This is a genomic window from Stutzerimonas azotifigens (genome assembly GCF_013522725.1).
In the GTDB taxonomy this organism is placed as follows: Bacteria; Pseudomonadota; Gammaproteobacteria; order Pseudomonadales; family Pseudomonadaceae; genus Stutzerimonas; species Stutzerimonas azotifigens_A.
This window is the reverse complement of the sequence record NZ_JAAMRF010000010.1, coordinates 56,789-73,805: the sequence shown is the minus strand read 5'-3', so window position 1 is coordinate 73,805 and position 17,017 is coordinate 56,789. Positions and strand designations below refer to the sequence as shown.

Below are 17,017 nucleotides of genomic sequence, written 5' to 3'. Positions count from 1 at the left end.
ATGACTGAGCCAAACAAGGATCGTGTAGTTGCCGAAATTAGTCAGCGCCTCTCGTTACGCAAGCCTCAGGCAGAGGCGCTGCGGCGTCTCGACACCATCGTAGGGCTGATTGATCCGAAAAAGGGCACTGATGTTGATGTTGCTCGGGAGCAAGTGCGTAAGGCATTCGGCAAGTTTGCCGATGCGGACTTTGAAGCCTTTGAGCGCGACTTCCCATCGGTTTGCTTCTCCGTAGCCACCGGCGTCGGCAAGACTCGCTTAATGGGTGCGTTCATCAGCTATCTGCACATGATCGGAAAAAGCCGAAACTTCTTCATTCTGGCGCCGAACCTGACGATTTATGAGAAGTTGCTGTTCGATTTTGATCCGCGCAGCCCTAAATATGTGTTCCAGGGGATACAGGCTTTCGCTCATAACGCGCCTTTGATTGTTAACGCTGAAAACTATGAAGAAGGCCGTGGTGTGCGCGGCGCGGATCTATTTGGCCGCGAAAGTGTGATCATCAATATCTTCAACATTTCGAAGATCAATTCCGAGGTACGAGGTGGGGCCGCCCCTCGTATCAAACGCCTGCAGGAGTACATTGGCGACAGCTATTTCTCGTACCTGTCTGAGCTTGATGACCTGGTACTGCTCATGGATGAAGCGCACCGTTATCGCGGTAGTGCAGGATTCAAAGCCATTGCCGAGTTGCAGCCGATTATGGGTCTTGAGGTGACGGCGACGCCGAAAACCACTGGCAGCAAGCCCCAAGCGTTCAAAAATGTGGTGTACCGCTACGAGCTGCCGGATGCGATGGAAGATGGCTACGTCAAAGAGCCTGCTATCGGCACCCGGGCGAACTTTAATCCCAAATCGGTGGATGCAGAAACGCTTGAGCACATCATGCTCGAGGACGGGATTAACTACCATGAGCACGTCAAGGTTGCCCTCGAAATCTACGCTAAAAACCACGACAAACCGATTGTGCGGCCCTTTATGCTGGTGGTTACCAAAGACACCGCCCATGCCTCTGAGGTCAGGCAGTTCGTCGAGTCCGATGACTTTTTTGCGGGCCGCTACCGGGGCCGGGTGATTGAAATTCACTCAAAGACTTCGGGCGAAGAGACCGACGAGAATGCCCAGCGCCTGCTTAATATCGAGAAAAGCGGCGATACGGACATCGTCATCCACGTCAACAAATTGAAGGAAGGTTGGGACGTCACCAACCTCTTCACCATCGTGCCGTTGCGGGCTTCAGCTTCAGACATTCTGACCGAGCAGACCTTGGGGCGTGGTTTGCGTCTGCCTTACGGCAAGCGTACTGGCGTGGCGGAGGTCGATCAGTTGACGGTGATCTCTCACGACCGCTTCGACGCACTCATTGAGTTGGCCAAAACCGAAAACGGTGTCACCAAGAAACTGAAGCAGGTGTTTATCGGTGACGGCGGTGATGTGCCCTCAATCAAGCCGCAGATGGTGACAGCACAAAATACTCTGCAGCATTTGGTTCAGAGTTTGGCTAAACCATCTTCAGAGCCGAGTCCGCAGCATAAGTATGAGGGCGGCGCACCTAGCGTCCCATTGCAGGCCAAGGAGGCCCGAGCGAGCTTTACGTTGGACAATGCGCAAGAGGTAGAGCTGGCCGAGGCGGCGATACAAGTTGTCGTGCAGCAAGCGGCCAAAAAGGTGGGCGGCCTGACGGACCTGAAAAAGCCAGAAGTGCAAGATTTTGTCTTAAAGGCAGTACAGGCCGTTCAAGCGCCGCAGCAAGCACTATTCCCTGTTTCTACTGAAAAGGCGCAGGAAATTGTTAAGGCCATCTGCGAGCAGTTCGTCGAGAAAATTATTCCGATACCCGCGCTGACCATTACGCCTACCGAGGACGTGTCCTTTGGCTTCAAGTCCTTCACGCTGGACCTAAAGCACTGGAATTATCAGCCCCTGGCGCAGGAGCTGTTGATTCAGGTTTTACGAACGGAGAAACAGCAGAGCATCATCGGCGATGCCAATGCGGAGCAGCAGGTAAGGCCTGAGGACTTCATCGTCTCAAAGCTGATCGACCTTTCTGAGATCGATTACGAAGCCCATGCTGAAGTGTTGTATGACCTGGCGGGGCAGGTTGTGAAGCATTTTGCCGCGAAATATGAAAAGCCCGAAGAACTGCGCAGTGTTTTGCAGGGGCACTCCAAGCAGATGGCGGCCGCCATTTTTGTCGAGATGAAGAAAAACATGTGGCGTGGGCAGACAAAATATCGGGTAACGGTTGATGCTGCCTTCCAAGATTTGCGCCCGCAAAATTTTGAGGATGTGGGTACTAAGTACGCTTCTGACTTCCGTAAGGCGCCTGAGAAGCTGAATGAAATAAAAAAATATATATTCAGCGGGTTCAAAAAATCTTGCTATCACTTAGCGAAGTTTGACTCGGACTCAGAGCGGCTGATGAGTGAGCTGCTTGAAAGAGACGCGAGCGTTAAGCTGTGGATGAAACCAGGGCCCAATCAATTCAAGCTGTACAGCTCGGACGGCCTTCCTTATCAGCCGGACTTTGTTGCCGAAAGCAATGATCGTCTTTTGATCATTGAGACAAAACGTGCCGATCAGATGAAGGAGGCATCGGTGCTGCAAAAAGCAGAGCTCGCTGCGCTGTGGGCGCACATTGCCACTGTCTGCCACAGTCAGAAGGTTGGGGGGAAGCCTTGGACCTATCTGCTGGTGCCGCATACGGCGGTCGCGAAAAACACTACCTTGTCAGGGCTGATAGCGAGCTATACCTGTCAGGCTGATACTGAGCTTTTGACGCGTTACGAGCTGTCCAATGAGCTGGATTTATCCCCGCAAACATAATCAAACAAGGCAAAAAAGGGTAGCTGCGGCTACCCTTTTTGCTGCTCATACATGATCCGGAATGCGTATTTTGCGGTAAATCCAGCAGGCCAAAACCACGATCAGAATCAGTGGCGGAAAGCGCACCATCAGAATCACCAGCAGCAGTATCGCCAGGCAGCCAGCGAAGATGCCGGCAAACATGAATACCGCAACGAAGGTGCGTAGCACCGGCTTCATACCGCCTCCTTACAGGTAACCCTGTTCCGCTAGCGACACACAGTCTTCGTGCCCCACGATGATGTGATCCAACGTCCGCACTCCGACCAGATTCAACGCCTCCTTTAGTTTGTCGGTCAGCGTGCGGTCCGCCTGGCTGGGTTCGGGATCGCCGGAGGGGTGGTTGTGCACCAGGATCACGGCTGCAGCGTTGTGTTTCAGGGCGACTTTAACGATCTCCCGGGGGTAGACGCTTGCTCCGTCCAAGGTGCCCCGGAACAGCTCGTGAAAGGCAATGACCCGGTGCTTACAATCCAGCATCAGCAGGGCAAAGACCTCGTGTTCGTAGCCTTCGAGTAGCGCCTGCAGATGACAGAATACGTCCCGTGGTGCCGTCAGTTGCTGTCCCCGGCGCAGGCGTTGGCTGGCCAGCTGTTTGGCCATCAGCAGGATATCGGCTTCGGTGACCGGTGATTCGACCAGGTAGGTGCCAGCGGTCTCGCCGGCCTTGATTTTGTGCAGTCTCATACTCAGCTCCTTTGGCCTGGGACCAGGCTCAGGCGTTCAGGGATTGATGTTGTGCTTCCAACTTTTCAGCCAGGCTGGGTTTTCCCGATGGCTGCGGGGCAGATTTAGCGAACGGTTGATCAGCGCGGCTTTCAGCGGGGAAGAACTCCTCGACGATGGCGCCAGCGTCTTCGTCGCAATCCTCGAACGCACCGTTTCTGAAGCCGCATCGAGCCGCCTCATCCAGAGCGGTCTGATCGAACCCTGCCGCTTGTCGCTGTTCATCGAGCTCGCTGGCCAAGCGCAGCGCCTCGGTCATGTCCATGCCGCTACGCACCGTCAGATCGGTGTAGAAGATCGGGGTGCCGTGGCTCTGCCGGGTCGACTTGCCGCGCAGGCGCAGCTCCAGTGGCAGGCAGGCCAGGCGATTGCCGGAAATGGCTTTAAAGTAGTGAAGGCGAGCGGCCAGGGTGCGGATGCTGTTGAAGCCGGTGGTGCGAAACACGAAGCTGCCCAGCAGATCCTCATCGCCGATCACCACGTTCAGTCCGCCATAAGGCTTGCAGGCTCCGCCATGGGCCAGCGAGCAGGCATCCGGCGAAGGGCAGGGCAGCGACTGCATACCGTCCTGAGTGACTCGTTTGCAGGTCTCGCCGTTGCCCACGCAGATAGGGCGTCCGGACTGTCGGTCGAACGACGTGTAGTCAGCACGGAAATTCAGCTCCGGCTCGTTGAACATCAGCCGCACCGGGATGTTGCGTAGCTTGTCGTCCTTGCTTTGGCGGAGCTCATCGTTGAGAGGATGCACAAGCCATCCATCGCGGCTCTGTACCTGGGAGGTGATGGTGAATTGATCATCTTTTTCGGGCATGCGCTTGCCGTTCTTCTCGATGACCTTGCCAATCGAAATCCGGCCTAGTAACGGCGGGGTGATAGCCAGACCTTTAAGCATGGCGGTTCTCCTGAAAACGAAAAAAGGCCAGCCAGGCAGCGCTAACTGCATGGGCTGGCCATGGGGAGGGAAGCGATGGGAGTAATCAGCCGATTAGGAAGCGCCGGGCACCGGGCTTGATGAGTGAATACTTGTCGCGCAGATGAGGCCTGTCCCTGAGCAGTCGGGCTACATCGAAGCCGATGCTGTCCTTGGCCTTTCTCCAGCTGACGTAGCCGTTAGCGAACTCTGCCCGCGTGGCCTCGCCCATCGCTTGCTGAAGCATCTGTTTGAGCTTTGCCTCGCGCGCATGCTTTTCATCAATGGAATGACGAAGGGCTTTGAGTTCGACGAACGCTGCTGAAAGCCCAGCATGGTCCCTGAAATCCACCGTCTGACCGTCGTCTTCTGGGTACAGGCAGCGCAGCGCAGTTTCAGCGGACGCTGTTCCATCGGCGGGCGGTGGCGTGTCCGTCTCGACGTACGTCCAGAACGCGCGTTCAAGCTCTATAAGGCGAGCAATCATTTTCTCATCGCGTTCGATGCGATGGATCTCTAGATGCTGACCGCCAAGCACAACCGCCACATCTGCCGCCTGCTTGCCAGTCACGGCGAGCTGGTGCATCACCTGCAACTGCACATACTCGGGTACGCCTTCTTTCCAGAGGCGTGCCCCGTTTATGCCGGCTGTCTTGCATTCGAGAATCTGCACATCGTCGGCACCGATTATCTCGCGATCGATGTTGGCCAGCATCCAAGGCTGGCCAGGGTCGGGATGCTGCAGTACGGCGTTGATGCGACGAACCTTATTGCCGGTGCGCTTGCTGTAATGCCAGGCCACAATGGGTTCGAGCACGTTGCCCCAGTACATCGCGCTTTCTTCGTCGTCGGGATCGGTTTTCGGCAGTCCAGTATCACGTCCTGTCTTCTCGAGCCACAGTTCCAGCTGCGACTTGTAAGGGTTCAGGCCAACGGCGGCTGCGGCATCCGAGCTACCAATGCCCCGTTTGCGTACTTCCAGCCACTCCTCGCGGGGCAGCTCCTTGGTACTAATCAGGCGAAGGGCTGAGCGGGGTTTGCTGGTGTTGCGGTTCAATGAGGTTGTTGACATGGCGTCACCTTGCAGGCGTAAAAAAGCCCGATCAGCGCTACGCTGACCGGGCGATACGATTGATGGAGAGAGGCTTAGGCGGCGAGCTGGAGTGCTGCATCCAGGGCACGTTGTTTGATCTGCGCCCCTTGGCCGAACCAAGCGGAATCCAGTCGATACTCGGTGCTGCGTGCACGACGTTCGTGATCGACATACTCGGTCACGGCATTGAGCAACCCCCAGGCGGTGCCGCGTGCCGACTCAAGCTGGCTACCTCGGCCACGCCCTTCATACAGCTCCTGGACTTTGCGCAGGGCGCGCTCGTTAGGCAGTTGTTCGGGTAGTTGGCCGGTTGGGCTGACTTCGCACATGACATTCATTAAGAAGCCCATTGCTTCATGCCACTGCACTTTGCGCTCAGCCAGATGGCGCATGCGGTACATGAAGTCGTCCCATTGCGAGACGGCGATCCCCAGCTGCTTCTTCACTGCGTTGGAATCGAAGCGAGTGTTTGTGCGGCACCTTGATGGCTCGGCTTGTACCGTTCAGGGCGATGGTCAGGGTGTTATTGCAGACCACGCGAACGCTGGTCGGCGTAGCAGTTGTGGCCAGAGTGCCGTCGCACGACGTGGCCAGCAGCAGGTAGCCGTTAACCTGGTCGTGTCCCTTGATCGCCGTGCTTTGCCCGGTACGTGCCAAGGCCCAGAACTTGCGGCCGCCTTTCAGCACACCTGCTGTTTCCAGCTCGTAGCCGGAAACTTCGGTCAGGTCCCGGTAGAACTCCAGCACTTCGCGCGGCTGCACGGTGTGGTAGCGATTGGAGACGACAGATAGGGGAGCCTTCGTATCGGAGCGGTACAACACTTTCTGCTCGGGGTAAGAATGAATAGCGCCGAGGTGACCAACCGCATCGGATTTGAAATGGACCGGGCTTTCCAGGATCTGCCAGTCCATACCGGCTTCACGTTGCCAGATTTCGATGGGTTGTTTCTGTGGCAGGTTGTTGCCTAGTCCGTGCCACGGGGTAGCGCCGACATAGGCCATTTGTTCGACGAGATGAGCCATGAGAACGATTTCCTTTGGATGCAAGTCGGCATAAAGCGCTGCGCAGAGCGCAGCACCGGCCGGAAGGGATAGAGAGTACGGAGAGGTGGCCGCCGATCAGGCCGGCAGGTTGAATCGATGCCCGCAGAGCAGGCAGAGGTTGTTAGCCAAGACGTGGCGGTCGAGTTTGTGACCAAGCTGAGCACCGAGCGCACAACCGCTAACGCCGCCCATCAATCCGCCGATTATGGCTCCAGAAATTGAACCGATGGTGATGCCAACAGGGCCGGCAATCGCACCAATAGCCGCACCAGCCTGACCGCCTGCTAGCGCTGCGCTGACACCACGAGCAGCACCGCCCACCGTGCCTACCGCAGCGGTGATCTTCATAGCATGGTGGAAGGAAGCGATTTTTTGTGAGAGGCAGCTGGGGCACTGCAATGACATGGGATGAACCTTCTAGTGGTGATGTCATTGCAGTAATGTGTGGTCGAGTTTTTTTCGAGTCGAATGGCGGTGCTGAGAGCTACTTAGTCAGGTCGTAACGGGCTGCAGCTGGCAGAGGGCTCTACCCTTAATGGCCTTGTCGCGTGGGGCCGAAAGCGATCGACAGTACAAGCGATTAGCAGCAAGAACGTTGCTGGTTTAAGGTCGTTGACCCGGCAAGGCCATGTGGCGTATTGCAATCAACAACATGTAGGATCGGATTGGCGCTCTAGACTTTTATATAAGTCGCATTCCTACATTTCAGTTGAGAATCGCATCAATGCCAGAAGCAGCCCCAGCTTCGCCCGTATACGAAGGCATCACGCTTCGGTTTCTGGAGCTCTGCCAGTTTCGTCGGCTGGGTAAGGTTCAGTTGGATATCGACAAGAAAACGACCATCCTGGTCGGCGCGAACAACAGTGGAAAGACCTCGGTCCTTGCCGCTCTGCGCCACTTCGTTGCGGACGGATCCCCATTCGGTGCCTTCGACATCAGCCTATCTCAGTGGCCAAAACTGCGAGCTCTTGGCAAATCATGGGAAGCACTGACCGAAGACCCATTAACAATAGTGGGGCCTGAAGAGCTGTGGAAAGAGCAGCTCCAGACACTTCTTGCAGCCATGCCGACGTTAGACCTCTGGTTCGATGCAGAGGCCGGAATGTATCACTATGTCGCGCCATTCCTTTCCAAGTTCAGCTGGAAAGGAGGTGCCGTCGGGGTTCGTCTACGATTGGAGCCAGCCACCAGCGTTGATGAGCTCAAGCAGCTGGCCTGGGCGTATCACTCTGCGCGCTCGCCGGTAAAGGATATGGGGGCAGACTCGTTAGCGTGGCCCATTGACCTTCTGGATTTTTGGCTGCGTGAGCCATCGAAGCTCGGGCAGGTTCGCGCATACAAGCTAGATGCAACTAACAACCCTATTGCGGGTTTCGCGGCGTATGCCACTCAGGCACTCGCTGCAGATGCCTGTCCAATTGAGCGTAAGCACCTGTCGAGATTGATTCGCGTTGACTTTGTCGCTGCTCAGCGTGGGCTCGGAAGCGAAGAGGCTGATTCACGGTCTGCCTCGGGGCCGCATCGGGTTGGCATGTTTTCAAACCAACTTCTCAAATTTGCGCGACAGCATTTGAATGTTGCCAGCACCGGGCATGGTCAACGTGCTGATCTTATAAAGGCCGTGGCTGAGGCGCAGAGAGACTTAGACAAGAAAATTCACGAAGCCATCGCCGATTCGGTTGAGGAAGTGAGGGAACTCGGCTATCCGGGTCTGCATGACCCACAAGAAATTCGCTTCCGCACGCGCATCCAGACGGCTGATTTACTCGACCATGGAACAGCTGTCCAGTACAGCATGCAAAAGGAGTCATTCGAAGAGCTCCTTCCCGAATTTTCCATCGGGCTCGGCTACCAGAATCTTCAGTCTCTCAGCTACCAACTGGTTTCCTTCAAAGCCGCCCGGCTCAAACCTGAAACAGGCTCTCCTGCACCCGTTCACCTAGTGATGATTGAGGAGCCTGAGGCGCATCTCCATGTTCAGGTGCAGCGCATCTTCCCCGGCAAAGCGCACAAGCTCATCAGCCCGACTGACAAAGACGCGTCAGCCCTCAAAAGCCAGCTACTAATTAGTACCCATTCGAGCCATCTTGCTCATGCGGAGAACTTTGACCGGCTTCGATATGTTCGCCGCATCGCGAAGAGCGCAGCTAACCCCATGCCAACAACCGAAGTGGTCAATCTTGGGCAGGTCTTTGGTGATGACAAAAAGACCCGTCAGTTCGCTGAACGCTATTTTCGCGTTCAGCACACAGATTTGCTGTTTGCCAACGCCGCCATTTTCGTTGAAGGCGTTGCAGAGCGCATGTTGGTGCCGCTTTTCATTGAACGCGATTTCAAAACACTAAACAGCCGCTACGTGTCATTTCTGGATATCGGGGGGAGCCATGCCCACCGACTCAAGCCACTCGTTGAGAAGCTCCGGATTCCAACGGTGATTATTACCGACATCGATCCCTCCGAAGAAAAGGAAGGTAAGCCTAAGAAAAATGGTGAGCCGACGAAAAAGCTCGTCGCGGTTGCGAACACGGGGCAAGCTGGACTTTACTGCGGCAACCCGACTCTTCGCAGCTGGCATCCGAAGCTGCAGCAACTCGATGATTTCAAGAGCCCGACTGATGCTCAATTGGTATGGAATGAGACCGCAGATTGCCTAGTGCGTTTCGCCTGGCAGTTGCCTGTCGCCGAAGCTGACGGCGGCTGGCCCAGCAGTTTTGAAGACTCGCTCGTCCTCACGAACGTGCCTTGGTTCAAGGGTCTGATGGATGAGAAGTTCGATGAGAATGGCGTGGAGATTGAAGCCCCGACAGGGGCACTTGGCTCTGTCTCAAAAAGGGCGGCTGAGGCTGAAAGCTTTCCCGAGCTGTTAGGTGCACTTCACACACTCATGCACAGTTCGTTCGATAAAGGGGACTTCGCCGCGAGCATCTTTGAAATGGTTTCGTCGGATGAGCCCGTCGTATGCCCAAAGTACATCGCGGATGCGCTGGCCTGGCTGCAGGCGCAGCTTGAGCCAAATCAGGATTCGATGGTATGAGCGAGATCCCTGACGTTGCCGACAACAACCGAGATGCTGGGGTTGTCGAGGAAGTCTGCGGGTATCTCATGGAGGATCCTCCGCGCAGCTATTTTCTATTTGCCGGCGCTGGCTCTGGTAAAACACGTACGCTCGTAGAAGTGCTACGTCGGATGACAGGAGTCGTGGAGCACGAGAAAGGCCGCCGACTTGCGGGGTACTTGAGGATGTACGGGCGCTCAATACGCGTGGTTACGTATACGAAGAACGCTGTCGCGGTCATTCGCGGGCGCCTCGGCGACAACGATTTGGTATGTGTCTCCACTATCCACGCTTTTTGCTGGGAGCTCATCAGCGGATTCAACGATGATATCCGCACGGCTCTCATCGCACTCAAGGAGGCTCAGCTCGAAAAGGAAACGGCGGAAGCGCTAGCAAAGCCCAGAGGAATCACGGCGGCAAAACAGCGGGACTTGGATGAAATCAAACAGGACATAGAAGGGTTCAGGAGGACGGATGTGTTCATTTACCATCCGGACCGAGAAACGTATGGTCCCGGTGCGCTTGCCCACAAGCATGTTCTCGACGTAACGGCCTGGCTCCTCAAGAACAGGCCCACGCTTCAGACTATCCTCAAAGACCGCCACCCTGTGGTGCTCATCGACGAGTCGCAAGACACAATGAAGGGCATGTTAGATGCCTTGATGGGCCTTGCGGAGCCAAGAGGGAGTGGCCTGACTCTCGGACTGCTCGGCGATCACCGGCAGCGCATCTATACCGACGGACATTCGGATCTTCCAAGTCTGGTTCCTCCGAGCTGGGCGACGCCGGAACTGCAGATGAACCATCGCAGCCAGCTCCGAATTGTCACACTCATCAACAGCATTTGGGGAGCGGAGCTCGCAGGTCGGACTCAACCTGCGAATGGCGTGGAACAACATTCAAGAACCGAGAAGACGGGCGGGGTTGTCCGACTCTACGTCGGCGACACGTCGCTTTCTCCAGAAAATAAGGTTCTCGGTGAACGCTGGTGCGCAGATCAGATGCGTGAGGTGAGCGGGTCAGCCGCCTGGAGCCAAGGCGAGTACCAGTTGCTCGCATTGGAACACAAGCTTGTCGCAACGCGCGGCTCGTTTCTCGATGCGTTTGGCGCCATGGCCCTGCTCGACCCGAATGCTGCCGCACCTACTGGTAGCGGCGAAAACAAGGGGCCAGCTGCAGTACAGGTTCTATTGAACGAACTTGCCCAGCTAGAGGCGTGCGTTGGTGCCGATGGCGCTGTTGATGAGTTCAAGGTCACAGAGGTTTTTCGGCGCTACGGCCGTCTCGATGACATGCCCGAGAGCACGGCGGAGCGAGCAATACGCGTCGACGAAATGCTTCTAGCCATTGGGGTTTTCGCTGCAGCTTGTGCAAATCCGATTTCGACGGTGGGGGAGGTGCTTGAACCGGTCTTGAGAGCAAAGCTGTTTGAGGTTGATCATCGTCTCTCGGCGGCATACGCGGACAAGACGCCCCCACCTCCAGTACCCGGTAGAGGCGAAGAGGAGTCAAGGCAAGACCGGATGCGCCGTGGCTGGTGCGCACTGTTCGACTCTCCTTGGAATCAGTTACAAAGGTACCGCACCTACCTTGCCGGGCATTCAATACTGGCCACCCATCAGGTCGTCAAGGGCTCTGAATTTCACCATGTCATGGTTGTGATGGACGACAAATTAGCTGGCGGCAACCAGATTTCCTACGACAAGATTTTTGGTGGTACGGAGCTCAGCAAGACGGACATAGATAACGTAGGGAAGGGCAAAGAAACGACCATCGACCGTACGTTACGTCTTTTGTACGTTACCTGTAGCCGTGCTCAGGACTCGCTTGCCCTTGTCCTCTGGTCATCCGACCCTGCAGCAGCGCTAGCGCGAATTAAAGACAACGGCTGGTTCGCTGACGGGGAATTTGAAGCGATTCCGTAAACTGTTAACCGATGCCATAAGTGTTTTCGATTACCCTCTTCTCAGCGCAAGCGGTTAACGGCGGAAGATCGCTTGCGGCCGGTATCAGCCCTTGATCAGCGTATCGATACGAGCTTTTTGTCTCGGCTCTCCCTGATACCTGACACTGAGAAGTTGCCAGTGGCAGCTTCTTGGATGTGCTCACTCCACCAAGTCATCATCGGGCGTCTGCGTTCTATGTAGTCTGCTCGGTTATAGGCGCTGCGAACCTCGTCTTTGTCGACGTGGGCAAGTGCCACTTCGATCAGTTCAGGGTCCCAGCCATGCTCGTTAAGGATGGTGCTCGCCATCGAACGCATGCCGTGGCTGACGAGGCGCCCTTCGAAGCCCATTCGCTTCAGCGCCATGTTGGCGGTCTGGCTGTTGCAGTGGGTGCGAGGGTTCCGGTCTGCAGGGAACACGTATTCACGGTGTCCGCTGTAGGGTTTGATTGCCTCCAGCAGCGCCAACGCTTGCTCCGTAAGCGGGATAATGTGCGTACGGCGTTTCTTCATGCGCTCAGCAGGGATCGTCCAGATACGCTTTTCGAAGTCGATGTCGGCCCAGCGTGTGGTAGCAGCTTCTGCCGGGCGAGTCATGGTGTTGAGTTGCCATTCGATAAGACAGCGCGTAGTTCTTTTTATGCTGGCATTGGCAATTGCCACCATGAGCTCTTTCAGCTCATCGGGAGCAAGTGCCGCCATGTTCTTCTTTTTCGGTTTCTTGAAAACCGAGCGAATGCCACTGAGTGGGTTCGCGTGAATCAGGCCCGAGTTGACCCCGTAGGTCATGATTTCGTTGAGCCGCTGCGTCAGGCGTTTAACGGTCTCCAGGCTACCTTTTGTCTCAAGCGGCCTGAGCAGGTTTATAACCTTCGGTGCGGTTATAGCGGAGATGGGAGTGGCGCTTAGGTCCGGGAAAACGTGAAGCGTGAGCGAGCGCCAGATATCTTCGGCATAGGCCGAAGTTACTGAATCTTTTTTGAGCTCGAACCATGCGGCCGCGACGTTCTTAAATGTGTGTTCTGTGGCTGCTTTCTTCGCCAGCCGATCAGCATCGCGCATTTCCTTCGGATCTAACCCCTGCGCGACAAGCTCTCTCGCTTCTACGGTTCGTTTGCGCGCTTGTGCCAGGCTCACCTCGGGAAAGGTGCCAAGCCCCATGTTGATCCGTTTTTTCGTCACCGGATGGATGTAGTTGAAATTCCATAGCCGAGAGCCATTGATTCTCACTCGCAACTGAAGGCCGTTGCCATCAGTCAGCGTGTAGTCCTTTTCCTTAGGCTTGGCGGCCTTCACTTTAAGGTCTGAAAGCCGCGTGGCTTGGGCGCCCATGTATATTCCAATGCTGTTTGTGTATTCCAAAAATTACCAGCTGAACGCTTGGAATACCACCTGGAATACATGAACACATAGATGCTGACGGACACCCTTGGATGCCGGTGGCGCTGGAAGCCCCGTATTTACTGAATTTCAGGCACAAAAAAGGACGTCCGTGGACGCCCTTAGATGTTTATTTGGTGGAGCCGGGGGGATTTGAACCCCCGTCCGCCAGCTCTCCACTGTCGGTACTACATGCTTATCCAACCTACTGAGTTAACTCCGCGCCGCCCGATTGGCAGGGTGCTTGGAGCGAGCTGCATGAGTTTTAGCCGTTACGTCTGCAGCGAACTTGGCGGCGATCCTGTTCTATCTGACGGTCATTTCGGGTTTACAGGCATCCCCTAGTGACCGCTGGCGCCGAAGCGACCAGATGAAGGTTAGGCGGCTAGCGCGTACCCTTCGTAGTTGTCGTCGTTGGCAACTATAAGTTTGCAACAGTGGATTTACGAGTTCTGTTACCAACTCGGCATGCACCTAGAGCTTTGTTACCGGCGTCGAATCCTAATCGGCCCCGAGACATCCACGGCGGGATGTCGAACGCGTAGTCTACGCCAATGCGTTGGCTGCGTCGAACCCTCAGGCGACAAGATGGGGTGGCTACGCGGATTTCAATCGTTGCGGGGCCAGAGGGCTGGCCCCGCATCCATCAGTTGCTGGTGCCCGACGAGGAGCCGGCGGTGCCGCTTTCGGAGCTGCCCGGGCCTTTGAGGCGCTGCAGTGCCTGGGTGGTCAGAGTGATGCATTTTTCGGTGTCGCCGGCTTGTTGCGCCTGGCGCGCCTGGTTGGTGTATTCCTCGACCTGGCTGCGGGCCGGCTCGCCGAGCGTGGCCTGACTGGTGGTCATGTTGTCCTGGATTTCCTGCATGTTGATCTGGCACAGATCTTTGTCCGCAGCGAAGGCGGCGGGGCTGGCGAGCAGTGCAGCGGTCGCGAGCATAGCGAAGCGTTTCATCGTGAGTCCTCCAGACATAATGGTCATCCCGGCTGGCTGGCGCGATACGGCTTGCAGGAGCTGCCGAGCGGTAAGGGCCCTTGTGTTCCGGGCTCTAACGTGGGACTGCGACGGGGCTAAAGCGTTTCATCGAGGGGACGAGCCGTTGGGCTTGGCGGCGTCGGCGCCGCCAAGCACGGTTGTGATCAGGCCGTTTCAGGTTGTGCCGCCGCGCCGGGGACGGCGCGTGGACGACTGACCCGGTCCACCAGATAGACGAGCCCGTGGTAGTCGATCCCGCCGTGCTGGCTGAGGCCGATTTCGCAGGTGCGGCTGGTGGAGATGCCTTCTTCGCAGTGCTGCACGGCGTCCTTCAGGTTGCGCAGCGAATGGGCGTTGAGTTCCGGCGTGGTGAAGCCCTTGTCGCCGGCAAAGCCACAGCAGTGGATGCCCTCGGGAATGACCACCGTCGTGGCGCAGCGCCGGGCAATCTCGATCAGTGACGGCCCTTCGCCCAGGTGCTGGGTGCTGCAGGTGACATGCACTGCGATCGGCGCCTGCTGCGGTTCGATCTCCAGCCGGTCGAGCAGATGTGTGCGGATGAAGCGCACCGGGTCATAGACATCGAGGCGCTCGTCGGCCAGCTCCTGAACCAGGCGCAGCGTGCAGGGGCTGGTGTCGCAATAGATCGGGTCTAGCCCGCCGCGGCTGGCTTCGAGCAGCGCGGCCAGGGCCTCCTGGCGCTTGCGTTCGGCCTGCTCCAGATACCCCTTCGAGGCGAACGGCTGTCCGCAGCACAGCTCGTCCAGGGCGTCGGGGAACACCACTTGGTACCCGGCTTTCTCCAGCAGCGCGCGGGTCTTGTCGATCAGGGGCATCTGTTCCTGGTCGCGCGCGGCCGGGCCGGTTGCGCGGGACACGCAGGAGGCCAGGTAGACCACGCGCGGGCGTTCGTCGGCGCTTGGCTTCGGAAGATGCAGGCGCTGGAGCGGCTGCGGCATCGCAGGCGTCCATTGGGGCACACGGCCCTTGCTGGCTCGGCTCAGTTTTGCCGAGGCGCCGGCCAGGCGCCGGGTGCCCAGGATCAGGTGGGCGCCGTTGGCGACGTGGAGCATGAAGCGGGCGCCTTGCATCGCGGTCGCGAAGTGGCCGGCGAGCCAGTTGGCGGTCGCGGTCTTGTCCGCGTCGCGGCTGCGCAGCTTGCGCACCAGCTCGCCGGTGTTGATGCCGACCGGGCAGCGCTGGGCGCAGAGGCCGGTGGCCGCGCAGGTGTCGAGGCCGCGGTAGGCGTAATCGGCTTCCAGTTCGCGGGTGTCCAGGCCCTGGCGGTGGCGTGCCTGGATGTCGCGCCACATGACGATGCGCTGGCGAGGCGTGAGGGTCAGGCCATTGGATGGGCAGACCGGCTCGCAGAAGCCGCACTCGATGCACTTGTCGACGATCTCGTCGGCGGCGGGCATCGGTTTGAGGTGTTTCAGGTGGATTTGTGGGTCCTCGCTGAGCACCACGTCCGGGTTGAGGATGCCGTTGGGGTCGAGCAGCCGCTTGATCCGCCACATCAATCGATAGGCTTCGCTGCCCCATTCAAGCTCGACGAAGGGCGCCATGTTGCGCCCGGTGCCGTGCTCGGCCTTCAGCGAGCCGCCGAATTCGACGGTCACCAGCTGCGCGACATCCTGCATGAAGGCCTCGTAACGCAGCACCTGGGCCGGGTCGTCGAAACCCTGGGTGAAGACGAAGTGCAGGTTCCCCTCCAGCGCATGACCGAAGATGATTGCCTCGTCGTAGCGGTGCTTTTCGAACAGCTGCAGCAGGCGGTTGACGCCCTCGGCCAGGCGCTCGACCGGAAAGGTCACGTCTTCGATGATGACCGTGGTGCCGGTGGGACGCACCGCGCCGACCGCGGGGAAGGTGCCCTTGCGAATCGCCCAGAGCTGGCCGTAGACGACCGGGTCCTGGCTGAACGGAACTTGCTGCTCCACCGGGAAGCCCACAAGGGCCGCCTCGATCTGCTGCAGTTGTTCGTCGAGCAAGGTTTGCGAGGCGGCGCGCGACTCGATCAACAGCGCGCAGGCGGTTTCCGATAGGCCCGCGACCCAGGCGGGCAGTCCTGGCTTGTCCTGCACCGAGCGCAGGCTGCGCCTGTCGAGGAGTTCGACCGCCGCGACGGGCTGGCTCTTGAGCACCGGCACCGCGCGGCAGCAGGTCTCGACGTCTGGAAAGACGATCAGCGCGCTGGCCTTGAAGGGATGTTCCTCGACGGTGTCGTAGGTCACCGCGCTGATGAAGCCCAGGGTTCCCTCGGAACCGACCATCAGGTGGCTGAGGATGTCCAGCGGGTCGTCGTGGTCGGCCAGTGCGTTGAGCGACAGCCCTGTGGTGTTCTTCAGGCGGTACTTGTGGCGGATTCGGGCCGCCAGTTCGATGTTGGCGCGGGTTTCCCGGGCAAGCTCGGCGAGTGCCGAAAGCAGCTCGGCATGGCTGGCCCTGAAGGCCGCAACGCTGCTCGCATTCTCCGTGTCGAGGACGCTGCCGTCGGCCAATACCAGGCGGATTCCCGCGAGGGTGTTGTAGGTGTTCTGCGCCGTGCCGCAGCACATGCCGCTGGCGTTGTTGGCGACGATTCCGCCGATCTTGCAGGTGGCGATCGAGGCTGGGTCCGGGCCTATCTTGCGCCCGAGTGGCGCCAGCCAGGTGTTGGCCTGGGCGCCGATGACGCCCGGTTGCAGACGGATCTGCGCGCCCTGGTCGCGAATCTCCCGGCCGTTCCAGTTGTCGCCGAGCACGATCAGCACCGAGTCGCTGACCGCTTGGCCCGACAAGCTGGTGCCGGCGGCCCTGAAGGTCACCGGAACCCGCGACCGCTGCGCCAGGCGAAGCAATTCCACCACTTCGCCTTCGGACTCCACGCGTACGACGAGCTTGGGAATCAGACGGTAGAAGCTGGCGTCGGTGCCGAAGGCAAGGGTCGACAGCGGATCGTCGAAGCGCCGCTCCCGCGGAATCAGTTGCTCGACGGTGGCGAGGAATTCGGCAGGCAGGCTCATGGCGGCTCCGGATGTGTGCGG

11 protein-coding genes, 1 other RNA gene and 1 pseudogene are annotated in these 17,017 nt (G+C 58.0%); 3 read left to right on the top strand and 10 right to left on the bottom strand.

Features of this window, described 5'->3' with window-relative positions; all coding sequences use genetic code 11:
- Positions 1-2,826, top strand: coding sequence for a DEAD/DEAH box helicase (locus G7026_RS18285; RefSeq protein ID WP_181072344.1), 2,826 nt, complete (start codon positions 1-3; stop codon positions 2,824-2,826).
- A 45-nt stretch (positions 2,827-2,871) separates the two neighbouring features.
- Here G7026_RS18285 and G7026_RS18280 read toward each other — a convergent pair whose 3' ends face one another.
- The 6 genes and pseudogenes from G7026_RS18280 to G7026_RS18255 form a co-directional block, all read right to left on the bottom strand.
- Positions 2,872-3,045, bottom strand: a complete 174-nt coding sequence (locus G7026_RS18280; RefSeq protein ID WP_181072343.1) for a hypothetical protein — start codon at positions 3,043-3,045, stop codon at positions 2,872-2,874.
- Positions 3,046-3,054: 9 nt separating this feature from the next.
- Complete coding sequence (gene radC, locus G7026_RS18275) at positions 3,055-3,552, bottom strand: RadC family protein (protein ID WP_181072342.1); 498 nt, start codon at positions 3,550-3,552, stop codon at positions 3,055-3,057.
- Between the two features lie 28 nt (positions 3,553-3,580).
- Positions 3,581-4,483, bottom strand: a complete 903-nt coding sequence (locus G7026_RS18270; protein WP_181072341.1) for a recombination directionality factor — start codon at positions 4,481-4,483, stop codon at positions 3,581-3,583.
- An 85-nt stretch (positions 4,484-4,568) separates the two neighbouring features.
- Positions 4,569-5,573 carry a YqaJ viral recombinase family nuclease gene (locus G7026_RS18265; RefSeq protein ID WP_181072340.1) on the bottom strand — a complete coding sequence of 335 codons (1,005 nt, stop codon included), beginning with the start codon at positions 5,571-5,573 and terminating at the stop codon, positions 4,569-4,571.
- Between the two features lie 74 nt (positions 5,574-5,647).
- A pseudogene (locus tag G7026_RS18260) lies at positions 5,648-6,617 on the bottom strand (DUF932 domain-containing protein).
- A 96-nt stretch (positions 6,618-6,713) separates the two neighbouring features.
- Positions 6,714-7,043, bottom strand: coding sequence for a hypothetical protein (locus tag G7026_RS18255; RefSeq protein ID WP_181072339.1), 330 nt, complete (start codon positions 7,041-7,043; stop codon positions 6,714-6,716).
- A 319-nt stretch (positions 7,044-7,362) separates the two neighbouring features.
- Here G7026_RS18255 and G7026_RS18250 point away from each other — a divergent pair, with 319 nt between their 5' ends.
- Positions 7,363-9,672, top strand: coding sequence for an AAA family ATPase (locus G7026_RS18250; protein ID WP_181072338.1), 2,310 nt, complete (start codon positions 7,363-7,365; stop codon positions 9,670-9,672).
- Positions 9,669-11,618, top strand: a complete 1,950-nt coding sequence (locus G7026_RS18245; protein ID WP_181072337.1) for a UvrD-helicase domain-containing protein — start codon at positions 9,669-9,671, stop codon at positions 11,616-11,618. Before G7026_RS18250 ends, G7026_RS18245 begins: the two co-directional genes overlap by 4 nt.
- 95 nt (positions 11,619-11,713) lie before the next feature.
- On the opposite strand, the gene G7026_RS18240 is transcribed toward G7026_RS18245, so the two are convergent.
- The 4 genes from G7026_RS18240 to G7026_RS18225 form a co-directional block, all read right to left on the bottom strand.
- The gene (locus G7026_RS18240) at positions 11,714-12,970 is read right to left on the bottom strand and encodes an integrase domain-containing protein (protein ID WP_181072336.1); all 1,257 of its coding nucleotides are present in this window, start codon (positions 12,968-12,970) and stop codon (positions 11,714-11,716) included.
- 183 nt (positions 12,971-13,153) lie between these two features.
- Positions 13,154-13,531: a transfer-messenger RNA gene (gene ssrA / locus G7026_RS18235) on the bottom strand.
- A gap of 133 nt (positions 13,532-13,664) precedes the next feature.
- Positions 13,665-13,970 carry a hypothetical protein gene (locus G7026_RS18230; RefSeq protein ID WP_178077055.1) on the bottom strand — a complete coding sequence of 102 codons (306 nt, stop codon included), beginning with the start codon at positions 13,968-13,970 and terminating at the stop codon, positions 13,665-13,667.
- 185 nt (positions 13,971-14,155) lie between these two features.
- Entirely contained in the window at positions 14,156-16,996 is a 2,841-nt protein-coding gene (locus G7026_RS18225; protein WP_181072335.1) for an FAD-binding and (Fe-S)-binding domain-containing protein, read from the bottom strand.
- Positions 16,997-17,017 lie beyond the last annotated feature (21 nt).